Origin of the sequence: Actinospica acidithermotolerans (assembly GCF_018139625.1) — a bacterium.
GTDB classification, from domain to species: domain Bacteria; phylum Actinomycetota; class Actinomycetes; order Streptomycetales; family Catenulisporaceae; genus Actinospica; species Actinospica acidithermotolerans.
The window spans coordinates 1-16,215 of sequence record NZ_JAGSOH010000142.1 but is presented as its reverse complement, the minus strand read 5'-3'; the positions used below and the strand labels follow the sequence as shown (position 1 = coordinate 16,215).

Below are 16,215 nucleotides of genomic sequence, written 5' to 3'. Positions count from 1 at the left end.
GGGGAGGGGTGGCCGACGGCGGGGTCGCCGGTGGTGGACATGATCGAGCAGGCCGAGAGCAGCAGCCCGGGGTGCCGGATCAGCATCTCCTGGAGGATCATCCCGCCCATCGAGGCGCCGACCGCGTGCGCGGCCTGGATGCCGAGGGCCTTGAGCAGGCCGGCCGTGTCGTCGGCCAGGTCGGCCAGCAGGTATCTCACCTCGGACGCGTCTCCGCTCATCACCGCGCCCAGGTTCGGTACCGGCGCCGCGTCCATGTGCGTGGACAGGCCCGCGTCGCGGTTGTCGAAGCGGATGACGTGGAAGCCGCGGGCCGCGATCTTCTCGCACAGCTCCGGGTCCCAGCCGGTGAGCTGCATGCTCAAGCCCATGATCAGCAGCATGGCCGGATCTGCGGGCGAGCCGAAGGTGTCGTACTCGATCTCGATCCCGTTGGCGTGGCAGCGAGGCACGGCGGTCTCCCTCGGTCGGCTGGCGAGCGTGGCGGATGGTCGCTGACCTGGGAGGCTACCGCACCCCGGGCGCTCGCGCGCGGCGAAGGCGGAGATCGGGCGCTGGCGGTCACGAGGCCTCCTGCCGGTTCGCGATGAAGGCCGGATTCGCGGCCGAGGCTATCGAGCGCAGCTCCGTGCTGCACGCTGACGGCTGGCATGACATGCATGTCCATGCACGGATTGCGGTGCGGACTAAGGCACCCCGTTCGACCGTCAGATATTCCACAATGGACGGTCTTGACGCCGAGCGCGGGACGCCGCAGACTCCTGACCATGTGGAGCTTGACGCCCGACGAGCAGGCCGTCTCCAAGGCCTTCGAGCAGGAGAGCGAGCGCGTGATCAGCCTCGTGCGCGGCAGCCGCGACCTGCGTGAACCGGTGCCGGGCCTGAAGTGGACCGTCGGCCAGCTCGCGGCGCACCTCACGGCCGTGTACCTGACCTTCGGCGCGACGATGCGCGGCGACTACCAGGACGCGCGGCTGACCACCGCGGTCGCCGCCGCCGTCGCCGCCGTGGTTGCCGCCCCGGACGGCGCCCGCGGACTTCCGGCCACGGTCGCCGCCGCCAACGAGTACGCGATCGAACAGCTCGCCGTAGACAGCCCGGAAGCAGCCGCCGACGGTCTCGCGGTCAACGCCGCGGCCTTGCTGACGGCGCTGGCCGGGCAGGACGATCTCGCGCGGGAGGTCGACACCCCGTGGTACGGCGAGGGCATGACCCGCAGCGTCGGCACGCTCGCGTCCCTGGCCGTGACCGAGTCGCTGGTCCACGGCCGTGATCTGGCCCGCGCCATGCACGCCGACGCGCGCATGTCGCAGGCCTCTGCCGCCGCCGCGACGCCGACCGTGATGAGCGCGATGCTCCCGCTGCTTTTCGACGCGAACCGCGCCAAGGGCCTGGAAGCCGACTACGAGGTGCGGCTGCGCGGGGCGGCCGGCTTCCTCGTGCGGATCGCCGACGGCACAGCAGAATGTTCCGACGCGCTGGAGCGCGGCGAGCGTAAGGTGGACTGCGTGATCTCGCTCGACCCGCGCGCCGCCCTGCTGGTCGGCTTCGGCCGCTGCTCGCTCGCGCGTGCGATCGTCAGCGGCGGCGCCCTCTCCACCGGCCGACGCCCTTGGCTCGGACTGCGCTTCACCACGCTGTTCGCCACGCCGTGAGCGCGGAAATCAACGCGACCGCGGCGTCGCTCCTCGGCTTCCTGCACGACGGTCCAATGACCGGCTGGGACCTGGTCGCCCGCGCGGAACAGACGATCGGACCCTTCTGGTCGCTCACCAAGAGCCAGGTCTACCGCGAACTGGCGTACATGGCCGACCACGGCCTCGTCACCCCCGGCGAGACCGGCCGCCGCGACGCGAAGCCCTACACCGTCACCGATGCGGGCCGCGCCGCGTTCGCCGAGTGGGCCGCGCGCGGACCCGGCGAGGGCACGATCCGCCTGCCGCTGCTGCTGTTCGTCACCCTCGGCCGACATCTCCAGCCGGGCCTGCTCCGCAGCGTCCTGAGCGAGCAGCGAGCGCGGCAGGCGGAACTGCTGAAGCAGTACCTGGGGCTGCGTCAGGTGCTCGGCGAGCGCGAGGACACGGACCCGCACGTGCTCGCCACGCTCGAGTACGGCATCACCGTGGCCCGCGCGACCGTCCGCTGGATCGACCGGCTGCCGCCCGAGGTCGGGGCCCGAGAAACTCCTCACACGCGCCGCTGACAGCGAGCCGTGCCCCGGCGGGCCGGGGCAGGCAGCCCCGACTACGCGTAGTGCCGGTACAGCGCCTTCGCCACGCACGCGGGCTTCGCGCCGCCCTCGATCTCGACGGTGAACGTCAGCGCCATCTGCACGCCGTCGCCGGCCACGTCCTCGACCTCGTCCACGGTGCCGAGCAGGCGGATCTTCGAGCCCACGCGCACGGGCGCCGGGAAGCGCACCTTCTCCAGGCCGTAGTTGACGCTCATCTTCACGCCGCCGACCTCGAGGAGCTCGCCGAACAGCGGAATCAGCAGGGACAGCGTGAGGTAGCCGTGGGCGATCGTGCCGCCGAAGGGCCCGGAGGCCGCGCGCTCGGGGTCCGTGTGGATCCACTGGTGATCGTCGGTGGCGTCGGCGAAAAGGTTCACCCGGTCCTGCGTCACCTCGAACCAGTCGGTCGCGCCGAGGTCGGCCCCGGCCAGGGCCCGCAGCTCGTCGAGGCCGGTGGCGCTGGTCTTCGTCATCTCAGATCTCTCTCTTCTCTCGATTTCCCAGGTCTCAGGTCCCGGGTGTCAGGTCTCAGCTCGGTGAGCCGTCGGCGTTCGCTTCGCGCAGCGCGGACTTGATGACCTTGCCCGCGCCGGTGCGCGGCAGCGCCTCGGTGAAGACCACCGACTTCGGCACCTTGTACTTCGCGAGGCGTTCGGCCGCGAACGCCAGCAGTTCGGCGGCGAATTCCGCTCCCTCGACCGCCGGCTCGCGCACCACCACGACCGCACGGCCGACCTCGCCCCAGCGCTCGTCCGGGACGCCGATCACGGCGCACTCGGCGACCCCCGGATGCTGGTAGAGCACGGACTCGACCTGTGCGGGGGAGACGTTCTCGCCGCCCGAGATGATCAGGTCCTTGATCCGGTCGACGATGCGCACGTAGCCGTCCTCGTCGGTCGCCGCCAGGTCGCCGGAATGCAGCCAGCCGTCGTTCAGCGCGCGGCGCGTCTCGACCGGCCGGCCCCAGTAGCCGAGCATCACGTTCGGCCCCTCGACCTCGATCTCGCCCGGCTCGCCGGGGCCAGCGACGCTGCCGTCGGGCCGCGTCAGCCGCACGTCGGTGAAGAAGTGCGGCACGCCTGCTGTGCCCGCCTTGCTCAGCGCGTGGTCCGCGTCGAGCAGCAGCGTGCCGGGCGACGCCTCGGTCATGCCGTAGCCCTGCACGAAGCTGAGCCCGCGATCGAGGTAGCGCCGCAGCAGCGGCTCCGGCACCGGAGCGCCGCCGCACATCAGGTTCCGTACGCCGCTCAGGTCGGTCTCGTCGAAGCCGGGCGCGTCCGCGAGCCGCTGGTACATCGTCGGCACACCGAACAGCGTGGTCACGCCCTGATGCGAGATCAGCTCCAGCGTCCGCGCCTCGTCGAACGTCTCCTCGAGGATCACGGTGCCGCCCTTGAGGAGCGTCGGCAGGCAGGTCATGTTGAGCGCCGCGGTGTGGAACAGCGGCGCGCTGACCAGGGTGACCTCGTCGTGGCGGAAGTCGGTGTCGACGACCACGTTGAGCGAGTTCCACGTCAGGTTGCCGTGGCTCAGGACCGCGCCCTTGGGCCGGCCGGTCGTGCCCGAGGTGTACATGATCATGCACGGCTCGGACTGCGCCACGGGCTCGTCGATCGGCTCGGCCGGCCCCTGCGCGAGCGTGCGCTCGTACTCCTCGTCGACGGCGATCGACCGCAGGTCCTCCTGGGTCGAGCCCGCCTCCTCGGCGATCCGCGCGTACTGCGCGGTGTGGATCAGGATCCGGGCGCCGCTGTCGGCGAGGCAGTACTCCACCTCGGCCGCCGCGAGCCGCGTGTTTAGCGGCACGAAGACCGCGCCGAGCAGTCCGGCGGCGAACAGCGTCTCGAGGTAGGCGGGGTGGTTCGGCCCGAGGTAGGCGACCGCCTCGCCGCGCTGCAGGCCCGCCGCGCGCAGCCGGGCGGCCAGGCGCAGCGAGCGTTCGCGCAGGTCCAGGTAGCTGAACCGGCGGTCGCGGTGGAGCACGGCGAGGGCGTGCGGGCTCTTGCGCGCCCTGCGCGCGGTCCACGAGCCGATGCCCTGGTTTCGCATAGTCGATGGCTCCTTTGCGCATCGTGCCCGGGAAGGGGGAGGCGGCCTACGCGAGGCCGAGCAGCCTCGCGGCGTTGTCCTTGAGGATCTTCGGGCGGACGGAGTCCTTGATCGGCAGCTTGTCGAAGTCGGCGAGCCAGCGCTCGGGCGTGAGCAGCGGGTAGTCCGTGCCGAACAGCACCTTGTCCTGCAGCAGGCTGTTGGCGTACTGGACGAGCTGCGGCGGGAAGTACTTCGGCGACCAGCCGCTCAGGTCGATGTAGACCTGCGGCTTGTGCGTGGCCACCGACAGCGCCTCGTCCTGCCAGGGGAAGGAGGGGTGCGCCAGGATGATCTTCATGCCGGGGAAGTCGACGGCGACGTCGTCCACGAACATCGGGTTCGAATACTTGAGCCGGATCCCGCCGCCGCCCGGCGCGCCGGCGCCGATGCCGGTCTGCCCGGTGTGGAAGACGGAGATCGCCCCGGCCTCCTCGATCGCCTCGTAGAGCGGGTAGGCCATCCGATCGTTCGGGAAGAACGCCTGCACGTTCGGGTGGAACTTGAAGCCGCGCACGCCGTGCTCCTCGACCAGGCGGCGCACCTGGCGGGCGCCGGCCCTGCCCTTGGCGGGGTCGATCGAGGCGAACGGGATGATCGCGTCGGGGTAGCGCCGAGCGGCCTCGGCGATCTCCTCGTTCGGCACGGCCTCGGTGCCGGTCGCGGACTCGGCGTCCACGGTGAAGACCACCGCCGCCATCTTCAGCGACCGGTAGAGGGCGCCGATCTCGTCCAGCGTCGGCTTGCGGTGCCCGTGGTCGACCTTGAAGTACTCCGCGGAAGCCTCCTCGAGCTCCTTCGACAGCGAGCCCTCGCCTGAGGCCGAGACCTCGGCGTGCGTGTGGACGTCGATCGCGACGAGTTCATCGATGTTCATCGGTACGCTCGCTCACTGCCGCGGGGCGGGGACGCCGACGGTCTCGGGGGAGCGGCCGAGCGTGGAGGGCCACGCGGCGGCGATCTCCTCGGCGCTCCAGCCGCCGTCCGCGAAGCTCACGAGCCGCTCCTGCGGGTGCGACCACAGGGCGAGCCGGTCTCCGCCGATCCCGATCGCCTGGCCGTTGACCTGCGCCGCGGCGTCGGAGGCGAGGAAGACGACGAGCCCGGCGACGTCCTCCACGGTACCGAAGCCCTCTCCCTTGCGCAGCGCGTCCGGCAGCGGGACGCCGTCCTTCTCGAGCGCCTCGACGTGCGGGGCGAAGAAGGGGATCGTCCTGGTCATCGCCGTGGCCGCCGCCGGGATCAGGGCGTTGACGGTGATCTCGTCGCGGGCCAGCTCCATCGCCCAGGTGCGCATCATCCCGACGATCCCGGCCTTGGCGGCGGCGTAGTTCGTCTGGCCGAACGTGCCGCGCTGGCCGGTGGGCGAGCCGGCGACGATGATCCGGCCCCCGCCGCCCTGCTCGCGCATCCGCACCGCGGCCGCGCGCACGCAGGTGAAGGTGCCGCGCAGGTGCACGTTGATGACGGTGTCGAAATCCTCGTCCGTCATCTTCCACAGCACCTTGTCGCGCAGCACGCCCGCGTTGGTGAGCATGATGTCGAGCCCGCCGAAGCCCTCCACCGCCGCGGCCACGAGGGCGTCCGCGGTCTCCGAGCCGCCGACCGGCGCCGCCACGGCCACCGCGCGCCCGCCGGCGTCCGCGATCGACTTCGCCGCCGACTTGGCCGCCTCCGCGTCCACGTCGTTGACGACCACCGCCGCGCCCGCCGCGGCCAGCGCCTTCGCGTAGGCCAGGCCGAGCCCGCGGCCCGAGCCCGTCACCACCGCCGTCTTGCCGGATAGATCCACCGAGGTCATCGGTTCCCTGCCTTCTCTCGCCTCGTCGCGTCCCGCGAAACATTAGGCAAGTTTGCACCTGCCGTCAATGTATCGCCGAATAATAGGCGTCACCAGCGCGGAGCCGGTACGGTGGTGGCGTGGAGACTCCCTCGGAGGACGGCGCTGTCCGTCCGCAGACCCTGATGCTCACCCTGCTGGGCCGCTACCTGCTCGGGCGCGAGGTCGCGGTGTCCGCGTCCAGCGTCATCGAGGTCTTCGCCCGGGTCGGCGTCGGCGAGCACGCGGCGCGCTCCACGCTCACCCGGATGGTCAACCGCGGCCTGCTCGTCCGCCAGCGCCACGGCCGGGCGATGTACTTCGGTCTGACCGGGCGCAGCGAGCGGATCCTGCGGGACGGCGAGGCCCGGCTCTGGAAGCGCGGCGCAGTCAACCGCGACTGGGACGGGGTGTGGACCCTGCTCGGCTTCTCGCTGCCCGAGTCCTGGCAGAAGCAGCGCCACGAGCTGCGCTCCCAGCTGACCTGGGCCGGCTTCGGACCGCTGTTCAACGGCCTGTGGGTGGCCCCGGGCCGGGCGAGCGTCGAGGAGATCGTCGGCGCCCTCGGCCTCGAATCGCACGTCAAGGCCTTCCACGCCTCGACCATCCCCGGCACCGACGTCGACCAGATGATCCGCGAGACCTGGGAGCTCGACGCCATCGCCGCGCCGTACCACGCCTTCGCCGAACGGTGGAAGAACATCGAGGCGGAGCTCGATCAGGGCGCCGACCCGCTCGCCGTCACGCTCGTGATGAACTCCGACTGGCTGCGCGTCATCCGCGACGACCCGCGGCTGCCGGTCGAGCACCTGCCCGCCGACTGGCCCGCCGCCGAGGCCGAGGCGCTGTTCGTGCGCGTGGACCGCCGGCTGAGCGACGAGGCCGCCAAGCTCGCGGAACGCCTCCTCGACGTACGGCCCCTGATCCCCGCCGCCGCATGACCGACGAGAACACCGGCCCGGCCTCCTCCGAGGCCGGGTCCGAGTCCCGCCGCCCCGGTGTCGCGCAACGCCTCCTCGCCCTGCTCGCCGCGTTCGACGCCGAGCATCGAGAGCTGACGCTCACCGCGCTGGCCCGGCGCGCCGACCTGCCCGCCGCCACCGCGCACCGATTGATCGGCCAGCTCACGGCGTGGGGAGCGCTGGAGCAGTCCGAGTCCGGCGCCTACCGCATCGGACTGCGCCTGTGGGAGGTCGCCACGCTCGCTCCGCGCAGCTCGGGCCTGCGCCGTGCCGCGCTGCCGTTCATGGAAGACCTCTACGAGACCACGCACGAGAACGTCCAGCTCGCCGTACGCGACGGCCTCGACACCCTCTACGTCGAGCTGATCTCCGGCCGCTCCGCCGTCGTCGTGCGCACCACGGTCGGCTCGCGCTGGCCGCTGCACGCCACCGGCGTCGGCCTGGTCCTGCTCGCCTTCGCGGAACCCGCCGTCCAGGAACGCGTGGTCGCCGCGCCCCTCCAACGCTTCACGTCCCACACGATCACCGACCCGGCGAAGCTGCGCGCCAAGCTCGCCGAGGTCCGCCGTGCCGACGCCGCCGTGAGCGACCGTCAGATCACCGCCGACGCGGTATCGGTAGCCGCTCCCATCCGCGACGCCTCGGGCAGCGTCGTCGCCGCGCTCTCGCTGGTCGTTCCCTCCACCGCCAACGCCGCCGCCCTGATCCCCGCGATCCGGATGGCCGCGCGAGGCAGCTCCCGCGCACTCGGCTATCTCGGCGGCGGGCACCGCCCGGCCTCCGGCACGGCCCCGTGAGCCCGCGACAACGACCCCGACGTTTCCATTCAGTGGAAACGGCCCTTGTCGCCGCCCCCTGACCGCGCCGAACCTCCTCCATGACGCCCCACACCGAGGTGGGCGCGAGTGAAGGAGTCCCGAAGTGGCCGCACCGAGCATCCCGATCGTCCGCGACCAGTGGTACGTCGCCGCCTACGCCGACGAGGTGACGCGCACGTTCCTGGCTCGGACCATCTGCAACGAGCCCATCGTGTTCTACCGCACCCAGGAGGGCGCGCCCGTCGCGCTCGCCGACCGCTGCGTGCACCGGCGGTTCCCGCTCTCGGAAAGCCGCCTCGACGGCGACAAGATCGTGTGCGGGTACCACGGCTTCACCTACGAGACCGACGGCAGCTGCTCGTTCGTGCCCGGCCAGGACCGCATCCCGCGCACCGCCCGCGTCGCGTCGTTCCCGGTCGTGGAGCAGGACTCGTTCATCTGGGTCTTCATCGGCGACCCGGCGCTCGCCGAGCAGCGCGAGATCCCGCGCGCTCCCTGGCTCAACAAGGACTCCGGCTACATCACGTCCTGCGGCATGGAGCCGATCCGCAGCCGCTACAGCATGCTCGTCGACAACCTGCTCGACCTCTCCCACGAGACCTACCTGCACGCCGGCTACATCGGCACCCCCGAGGTCGCGCAGACCCCGATGACCACCCGCGTCGACGACGACGCCAACATCGTCTACGTCAGCCGCCACATGGACGGCGCCGAGTGCCCGCCCTTCTACGCGCGCTCGACCGGCATCGACGGCCTGATCGACCGCTGGCAGGACATCGAGTACCACGCTCCCTGCCTCTACCTGCTGCACAGCCGCGTCGCCCCGGAAGGCGTCAAGCCCAACGACGACGGCACCGACCCGCAGGGCAACCACCTCGAAGTCACCTACGCGATCACCCCGGAGACCGACAACTCGGTGTTCGACTTCTGGGCCATCTCGCGGGACTTCGCCAAGGACGACGACGAGGTCACCGAGTTCATGCGCAAGAACAACCACACCGTCGTGATGCAGGACGTCGACGCCCTCAACATCCTCGAGGCCGTCATCGACAAGGAGCCCGAGGGCTTCCAGGAGCTCAGCATCAAGATCGACGAAGGCGGCCTCGCCGCCCGCAAGATGCTCAAGCGCATGTCCGAAGCGGCGGGCGCGGCGTGACGGAGTACCTGAAGGTCACCGTCCGCGAGCGCGTCGAGGCGGCCGACGGCGTCGTCGCCCTGACCCTGACGCCCGCGGACGGCGGCCCGCTGCCTGAGTGGACCCCCGGTGCCCACATTGACCTTCAGCTGACCGAGAACCTGACGCGGCAGTACTCGCTGTGCGGCGACCCGGCCGACCGGGAGGCGTGGCGCATCGGCGTACTGCGCGAGGTCGAAGGCCGCGGCGGCTCGGCGCACGTGCACGACGAACTGGCAGTCGGCTCGACCGTCGCGGTCTCCGTCCCCCGCAACAACTTCGAGTTCGCCTCCGCCGACCGGTACCTGTTCGTCGCGGGCGGCATCGGCATCACGCCGCTGCTGCCGATGATCGCCGCGGCCGAGGCCGCCGGCGCCGAATGGACACTGCTCTACGGCGGCCGTACTCGGGCCTCGATGGCGTTCACCGGCGAACTCGCGCACTACGGCGAGAACGTGCGGTTCCACCCGCAGGACGAGCACGGTCTGCTCGATCTCGCCGAATACCTCGGCCAGGTCCGGCAGGGCACCCTGATCTACGCCTGCGGCCCGGAGCCCATGCTCAAGGCCGTCGAGTCGGCGTGCGATCACTGGCCGCCGACCGCCCTGCACGTCGAGCGCTTCGCCCCCGTCGAACTCGCCGCGCCCGTCCGCGGCGACTCCTTCGACGTCGTACTCGCACGCAGCGGCAAGACCGTCACCGTCGACCCCGGCTACTCGATCCTCGAGGCGCTGGAGTTCGCCGGCGTGAACGTCCTGTCGTCCTGCCGCGAAGGCACCTGCGGCACGTGCGAGACCGACGTCCTCGACGGCGAGCCCGACCACCGCGACAGCCTGCTCACCGCCGCCGAGCGCGAGTCCAACGAGACGATGTTCATCTGCGTCTCCCGCTGCCGTGGAGCGCGACTGACCCTCGACCTCTGAGAGGAACGCGGTTAGACTCCCGGCCGGTATCAGAGCTCGTGTCCCGCGATGGAGCGGAGCGCCGAGAATGCGGATCATCGTACTGGTCAAGCCGGGAGCCGAACTCGACGACTCCGACGCCTGCGCGGTCGAGCACGCCTTGAACATCGCGCGGCGCCGGATGGACGTCCAGGTCACGCTGCTCACGGCCGGTTCCGCCGACTGCGTGCGGTCCCTGCGCCGCGCCCTCGCGCTCGGGGCCGACGACGCCGTCCACGTGGCGGACGATCGGATCTCGCCCTACGACGCACTCACGCTCTCCCGCGTCTACGCCGACGTCGCGACCGACCTGGGCTTCGACCTCGTCGTCTGCGGCAAGTCGCCGGACACGCCGAACCTGTCGCTCATCCCCGACCTGGTCGCCGCACGCCTTGAAGCCCCGGTCACCGCCGTCCCCCCGCGCTCCGTCCCGCCGCGGCACCCGTCGTTCCCGGCGATCGCCGAGGCCCGCCAGAAGCTGATCAGCACCCGTATTCTCCCTGCGGACGCCCCCGTAACCGGCGCCGCGATCAAACCGGCGATCACGGTCATAAATCGATCATCGTGCCCGAATACGATCATCTATTCCGACCCTGATCCGCACGCCGCCGCGGTTCGGCTCGTCGACTTTCTCGCCGAACGCCGCCTGGTCTGAAACGCGTGGGAGAACATTGGTCAAGTGTCGCGTTTGACGACCCCGCGCGGCGGACATGTTTCCGCCCATGCCCCTCGTGGACCCGGTCCTGGTCCTCGCGGACGAGGCCGACGACGACGTCGCGCTCGCCCCGGCCACGTGCGAGCTTCTCACGCTCGCGCGCCGCGTCGGCACGCCCGTCCTCGTGCACTGCGATCACCGCCGGGCAGCCGAGGAATTGATCGAGATCGCACACGATCATCTTCCGCGCGCCATTCTGATCACCTCGTCGGCGAGCAATGATCGAATATCCGCCCAGGTCGCCGTTCGGCTCGAATCGGCGATCGTCACCGATGTCACGGATCTCTTCTTCGATCACGATCTCGATCAGATCATCGCGATCTCCGACCGCTCGTTCACCGAGATCCACACGCACACGGCAGTGATCGTGATTCGATCGCGTATCCACGGGCCGCAGCGCGAAATGCTGCTCACGGAGGCGGACGTCGTCGTGGCCGGCGGACGCGGCGTCGGCTCGGCCGAGGGCTTCAGCCTGCTGGCCCGAGTCGCCCGCGCGCTCGGCGGCTGCGTCGGCGCGACCCACACCGCGGGCGAGCTCGGCTGGGCCCCGCGGCACGCCTGCATCAATCTGCCCGGCGCCCAGATCCGGCCCCGCCTCTACCTCGCCGCCGGCGTTTCAGGATCCGTACGCCACTGCTCGGCGATCCGCGGCGCCCGGACCGTCGTCGCCATCGACAGCGACCCGAACGCGCCCATCCTGCGAGAAGCCGACCTCGGCATCGTGGGCGACCTGCACCGGCTGCTTCCCGCCCTGCTCGACGAACTCGCCGCCCGCGCGGCCACGTCGAGGCCCGCATCCACGTCCACCACGCCCGAACCCGCGGAGGCCTAAGTTGCTCGCACGACTCATCATCGGCTTGGCGATGACGGCGGTGGCCTTCGGCCTCGCATCGCGCCGAATACTGCACCTGTACCGCATCGGCCGACTCGGGCAGCCCGCCGATCCGGAGCGCACGAAGGACGCGGGCAGCCGGGCGTGGGCCGTGCTCTCGGAAGTCCTCGCGCAGCGTAAGCTGCTGAAGTGGACCGTCGCCGGCGCCGCGCACGCCGCGGTGTTCTGGGGCTTCCTGATCCTCGGCGCGACCATCCTCGAAGGCTACGGCGCGCTGTTCCAGCGGGACTTCCACATCCCGCTGATCGGCACCGACACGTGGCTCGGCTTCCTCGAAGACCTCTTCATCGTCGCCGTCCTGTGCGGCCTCGTCGTCTTCTCCACGCTCCGGATACGTCAGTCGCCCGAGCGGCTGGGCCGTTCCTCGCGGTTCTCGGGCTCGCATCTCGGCGCGGCCTGGCTCGTGCTGTTCATGATCTTCAACGTGATGTGGACGCTGCTGCTCTACCGCGGCGCGCAGATCAACACCGGCTACTTCCCGTACCGGCACGGCGCGTTCGCGTCCGAGATCGCGGCGCACGTCCTGCACCCGCTCGGCCGCAGCGCGAACGACGTCCTGGAGACGGTCGGCATCCTCGCGTCGCTCGGCGTCGTGCTCGGCTTCCTCGTGCTCGTCGTGAACTCGAAGCACCTGCACATCTTCCTCGCCCCGTTCAACATCGCGTTCTCCCGCCGCCCGCGCGCGCTCGGCGCCCTTCTGCCGGTCTACTCGGCGGGCAGCGAAGTCGACTTCGAGGACCCCGGCGAGGACGACAAGATCGGGCGCGGCGCGATCGAGGACTTCACCTGGAAGGGCCTGCTCGACTTCGCGACGTGCACCGAATGCGGGCGCTGCCAGTCCCAGTGCCCGGCCTGGAACACCGGCAAGCCGCTGAGCCCGAAGCTGCTGATCATGGGCCTGCGCGACCACGCGCTGGCCAAGGCCCCATACCTGCTCGCCGACTCCGACGACGCTCGGGCCGCGCTGCCCGAGGCCGAACGCGCGGAGGGGGAGCGTGCACTCGTCGGGCCGGTCGCGGAGGGCGGAGTCATCGACCCGGACGTGCTCTGGTCCTGCGTGACCTGCGGAGCGTGCGTCGAACAGTGCCCCGTCGACATCGAGCACGTCGACCACATCGTCGACATGCGGCGCTACCAGGTCATGATCGAGTCCGAATTCCCGCACGAGGCGCAGGGCATGCTCCGCAACCTCGAGCGCAAGGGCGACCCCTGGGGCCGCGGCAGCAAGGCGCGTCTCGAATGGACCCAGGGCCTTCCCTTCGACGTGCGCGTCTTCGGCGAGAACGGCGAGGAGACCATCCCCGAGGACGTCGAGTACCTGTTCTGGGTCGGCTGCGCCGGCTCCCTCGACGACAACGCCAAGCGCACCAGCCGCTCCGTCGCCGAGCTCCTGCACGAAGCCGGCGTCGAGTTCATGATCCTCGGCAGCGGCGAGACGTGCACCGGCGACGCCGCGCGCCGCCTCGGCCAGGAGCTGCTGTTCCAGGAACTCGCGAAGCAGAACGTGGAGACGCTCAACGAGGTCGGCGCCAAGAAGATCGTCGTCACCTGCGCGCACTGCTTCAACACGCTCTCGAACGAGTACCCGCAGTTCGGCGGCGACTACGAGGTCGTGCACCACACCGAACTGCTGGCCAAGCTCGTCGCCGAGGGCAAACTGCGCCCGGTCAACGACCTGGACCTGGCCGTCACGTACCACGATCCCTGCTACCTCGGCCGCCACAACCGCGTGTTCAGCCCGCCGCGCGACATCCTCGGCAGCGTCCCCGGCGTGCGCCTGACCGAGATGCCGCGCAACAAGGAGCGCTCGTTCTGCTGCGGCGCCGGCGGCGCGCGGATGTGGATGGAGGAGACCATCGGCTCGCGCATCAACGAGACCAGGACCGACGAGGCCCTCGGCACCGAGCCCGACCTGGTCACCGCCGCGTGCCCCTACTGCATCGTCATGCTCACCGACGGCGTCGCCACCCGCAAGCAGCAGGGCAGGGCGGAGGAGAACGTGCGCGTGACCGACGTCTCCGAGGTCCTGCTCAGATCGATCCGGAAGGCGCCCGCGGACGCCGACGACTGACGGGGACGAGCCGAGGGCGCGTGCAAGGCGCGGGCGCGTGGAGGGCGAGGGCACGTGCAAGGCGAGGCCGCGACCCGACAAGGTGACGGCGTGACGGCGTGATCCGACAGGGTGATGAGCGTGGTCCGGCGAGCCTGGCGGCGTGATCCGACGAGGTGAGCGTGTCCGATGAGCTGACGGCGTTGATCCGACCGGACCACGCCGTCAGGCTCGCCGGACCACCCCCGGCTCACCCCCGGCTCACCCCCGGCTCACCTCATTCGGGCTACAGCTCCCCGTCGGCCATCCGCCACAGCCGCTCGAACACGCCGTCGCCGCTGGACCGGAGCCCGTCGTGCTCGAACTCGTTCGTCACCCAGCGGCGCAGGCCCCTGATGCGCTCGGCGGTCTGCGAGGAGTGCGCCGCATCGACGTACAGGTCCTCCGCGTATACGGCGGCGGCCGCCGGTACCTCATTGGCCGCCAGCACGTCGGCGTCGTACAGCGCCGGCCAGTCCGTGCGCTCGGCCAGCAGGTCCGCGACTTCGCGCAACGGGCGCAGCGCGGGGTCGGTGCGGAAGTGCCACGGGTGGATCGTCTCGCCGGTGAACAGCAGAGGGGCGTCCGCGGCCGTGGCCCGCGCGGGGGAGAAGTCCGGGAACTCGGCGCGCACTCGCTCCGCCGCCCACGCCGTCGGCTTGCCGCCCTGCGCGTAGATCGGCTCGTGCAGCACCGCGTAGATCGGGTGCCCCGCGAAGCTGAGCGCGAGCTGCGCCTCCTCCATGAACGAGTCCGAGAGCGTCTCCGTGCCGCCGATGGACAGCAGTGCGCCTTCCAGCAGGTAGTGCAGCCGCTCGAAGCCGTCGCTCGTGCCCAGCATCAGGCCCAGCGACTGGAAGGCCTCCGGCGTCAGCAGCATCCCGCCCGGCAGCGTGACCTCGTTCTCGGTGAGGTGCCGGGCAATCCGGTGGGCGAGCCCGATGTCCTGCGGGTAGCGGTGGTAGTACGCCTCGTTCTTCCGCAGCATCCGGGGGTACGCGGCACGGTAGACGTCGTCGGCGTGCGCGTCGAGCGAGGGCAGGCCGCCGCAGATCAGCACGCGGCGCAGGCCCTCGGGCGCGATCGAGAGGTACGTCGTCGCGCAGAAGCCGCCGAAGCTCTGCCCGAGCACCGTCCACGGCTCGTCGCCCGAGATCTCCCGGCGGATCAGCTCGCAGTCCCGGACGATCGAGTCGGCCCGGAAGTGCGCCAGGTAGTCAGCCTGCTCGGACGCGTCGCCGCGGGCCGGCAGCGTCTGCCGGTTCACCGGCGTCGAGCGCGCCGTGCCGCGCTGGTCCAGCAGCAGCACCCGGAAATCCTGCACCGCCCGGCCGAGCCAGCCGCCGACCGAGCCGGAGCCGAACGAGCCGGTCGGCCGGGGCGAGCCGAAGCCCGGCCCGCCCTGCAGGAACACCAGCCACGGCCGCCGCTCCCCGCCCGGAGCGCACACCGCGCGGGCGAACACGTCGATCTTCTCGCCGTGCGGCGCCGCGTGATCGAGCGGCAGCGAGAACGTGCGCTCGGTGACGATCAGGCCGGGGAAGCGGTGGGTGGGGGAGGACGGAAGTTCAGGCATGGACCTAGTCTGCCTCAGCCCTCGCCGTGCGCGGCAACCGCCACGTCCTGCCACTCCCGCCACGTGGCCAGCCGCGACGCGTAGTCGGCCTCGGCCGTCTGCAGCGGCGTGCGGCCCAGGAACAGCCGCAGCGGCGGCTCGGCGGCGTCGACCACCTTCAAGATCGCCGCGCTCGACGACGACGGGTTGCCCCGGTTCATCGACCCGCGCCGCTCCCGGTCCGCCGCCCACGCCTGCGCGTACGCCGGGTGCTCCGCGCTGCGCTTCGCCGAGGGCCCGGCCCAGTCCGTGCTGAACCCGCCCGGCTCGATCAGCGTCACCCGGATCCCGAAGCGCGCCACCTCCTGCGCCAGGGCCTGCGAGAAGCCCTCCAGCGCCCACTTCGAGGCGTGATACGCGCCGATCCCCGGGAACGCGCTGATCCCGCCGATGCTGGAGACCTGCAGGATGTGCCCAGAGCCCTGCTCGCGCAGGATCGGAAGGGCGGCCTGCGTCACCCACAGCGCGCCGAACACGTTCGTCTCCAGCTGCGCGCGGATCTCCTGCTCGGTGAGCTCCTCGATCATCCCGAACTGCCCGTAGCCGGCGTTGTTGACCACGACGTCCAGCCGCCCGAAGTGCTCCGCGGCACGCTGCACCGCCGCGAAGTCCCCATCCCGGTCGGTGACGTCCAGCCGCAGCGGCAGGAACGTCTCCGGGTACTGTTTCACCAGCTCGTCCAGCGTCCCCAGCTCACGGGCCGTCCCCGCGACCCGGTCCCCGCGCCCCAGCGCCGCCTGCGCCCACTCGCGCCCGAACCCGCGCGACGTCCCGGTGATGAACCAAACCTTCGACTCCGACATGATCCCAGTCCTCGTCAGCCGTGGTGAACGATGATCACGATTCCCCGCCAGCCTACCCGCCACCCC

General features: G+C 71.0%; 16 protein-coding genes. 9 read left to right on the top strand and 7 right to left on the bottom strand.

The window, feature by feature from the left end; translation table 11 throughout:
• Positions 1–452, bottom strand: a 452-nt coding sequence (locus KDK95_RS30130) for an alpha/beta fold hydrolase (protein ID WP_212521722.1), incomplete at its 3' end; no start/stop codon positions are given.
• A gap of 315 nt (positions 453–767) precedes the next feature.
• Between KDK95_RS30130 and KDK95_RS30125 the strand changes: the two genes are divergently transcribed.
• Together KDK95_RS30125 and KDK95_RS30120 are read left to right on the top strand one after the other, a co-directional pair.
• A complete protein-coding gene (locus KDK95_RS30125) occupies positions 768–1,655 on the top strand; it encodes a maleylpyruvate isomerase N-terminal domain-containing protein (RefSeq protein WP_212521721.1) in 888 nt (295 codons plus the stop codon).
• On the top strand, positions 1,652–2,203 hold the full coding sequence (locus tag KDK95_RS30120; RefSeq protein ID WP_212521720.1) for a PadR family transcriptional regulator: 552 nt from the start codon (positions 1,652–1,654) through the stop codon (positions 2,201–2,203). Before KDK95_RS30125 ends, KDK95_RS30120 begins: the two co-directional genes overlap by 4 nt.
• A gap of 41 nt (positions 2,204–2,244) precedes the next feature.
• Here KDK95_RS30120 and KDK95_RS30115 read toward each other — a convergent pair whose 3' ends face one another.
• From KDK95_RS30115 to KDK95_RS30100, 4 genes are read right to left on the bottom strand one after another with little or no spacing between them, the layout of a single operon-like run.
• On the bottom strand, positions 2,245–2,706 hold the full coding sequence (locus KDK95_RS30115; RefSeq protein WP_212521719.1) for a MaoC family dehydratase: 462 nt from the start codon (positions 2,704–2,706) through the stop codon (positions 2,245–2,247).
• A 55-nt stretch (positions 2,707–2,761) separates the two neighbouring features.
• Positions 2,762–4,282, bottom strand: a complete 1,521-nt coding sequence (locus tag KDK95_RS30110; protein WP_212521718.1) for an acyl-CoA synthetase — start codon at positions 4,280–4,282, stop codon at positions 2,762–2,764.
• A 46-nt stretch (positions 4,283–4,328) separates the two neighbouring features.
• On the bottom strand, positions 4,329–5,198 hold the full coding sequence (locus KDK95_RS30105) for an amidohydrolase family protein (protein WP_212521717.1): 870 nt from the start codon (positions 5,196–5,198) through the stop codon (positions 4,329–4,331).
• A gap of 12 nt (positions 5,199–5,210) precedes the next feature.
• On the bottom strand, positions 5,211–6,122 hold the full coding sequence (locus tag KDK95_RS30100) for an SDR family oxidoreductase (RefSeq protein ID WP_249162124.1): 912 nt from the start codon (positions 6,120–6,122) through the stop codon (positions 5,211–5,213).
• 164 nt (positions 6,123–6,286) lie between these two features.
• Here KDK95_RS30100 and KDK95_RS30095 point away from each other — a divergent pair, with 164 nt between their 5' ends.
• From KDK95_RS30095 to KDK95_RS30065, 7 genes are all read left to right on the top strand, one after another.
• Positions 6,287–7,081, top strand: a complete 795-nt coding sequence (locus KDK95_RS30095; RefSeq protein WP_249162127.1) for a PaaX family transcriptional regulator — start codon at positions 6,287–6,289, stop codon at positions 7,079–7,081.
• A complete protein-coding gene (locus tag KDK95_RS30090; protein ID WP_212521715.1) occupies positions 7,078–7,899 on the top strand; it encodes an IclR family transcriptional regulator in 822 nt (273 codons plus the stop codon). The genes KDK95_RS30095 and KDK95_RS30090 overlap by 4 nt, the downstream gene beginning before the upstream one ends.
• Before the next feature lie 124 nt (positions 7,900–8,023).
• The gene (locus KDK95_RS37940) at positions 8,024–9,076 is read left to right on the top strand and encodes a Rieske 2Fe-2S domain-containing protein (RefSeq protein ID WP_307844787.1); all 1,053 of its coding nucleotides are present in this window, start codon (positions 8,024–8,026) and stop codon (positions 9,074–9,076) included.
• On the top strand, positions 9,073–10,017 hold the full coding sequence (locus KDK95_RS30080; protein ID WP_212521714.1) for a PDR/VanB family oxidoreductase: 945 nt from the start codon (positions 9,073–9,075) through the stop codon (positions 10,015–10,017). The genes KDK95_RS37940 and KDK95_RS30080 overlap by 4 nt, the downstream gene beginning before the upstream one ends.
• Before the next feature lie 67 nt (positions 10,018–10,084).
• Positions 10,085–10,690 carry a hypothetical protein gene (locus KDK95_RS30075; protein ID WP_212521713.1) on the top strand — a complete coding sequence of 202 codons (606 nt, stop codon included), beginning with the start codon at positions 10,085–10,087 and terminating at the stop codon, positions 10,688–10,690.
• A 67-nt stretch (positions 10,691–10,757) separates the two neighbouring features.
• Entirely contained in the window at positions 10,758–11,582 is an 825-nt protein-coding gene (locus KDK95_RS30070; protein WP_212521712.1) for an electron transfer flavoprotein subunit alpha/FixB family protein, read from the top strand.
• Between the two features lies 1 nt (position 11,583).
• Positions 11,584–13,713, top strand: coding sequence for a (Fe-S)-binding protein (locus KDK95_RS30065; protein ID WP_212521711.1), 2,130 nt, complete (start codon positions 11,584–11,586; stop codon positions 13,711–13,713).
• Between the two features lie 265 nt (positions 13,714–13,978).
• Here the strand turns inward: KDK95_RS30065 and KDK95_RS30060 are convergent, their stop codons facing one another.
• Together KDK95_RS30060 and KDK95_RS30055 are read right to left on the bottom strand one after the other, a co-directional pair.
• Positions 13,979–15,307 carry an alpha/beta fold hydrolase gene (locus KDK95_RS30060; RefSeq protein ID WP_212521710.1) on the bottom strand — a complete coding sequence of 443 codons (1,329 nt, stop codon included), beginning with the start codon at positions 15,305–15,307 and terminating at the stop codon, positions 13,979–13,981.
• Between the two features lie 14 nt (positions 15,308–15,321).
• Positions 15,322–16,149, bottom strand: a complete 828-nt coding sequence (locus KDK95_RS30055) for an SDR family oxidoreductase (RefSeq protein WP_212521709.1) — start codon at positions 16,147–16,149, stop codon at positions 15,322–15,324.
• Positions 16,150–16,215: the final 66 nt, after the last annotated feature.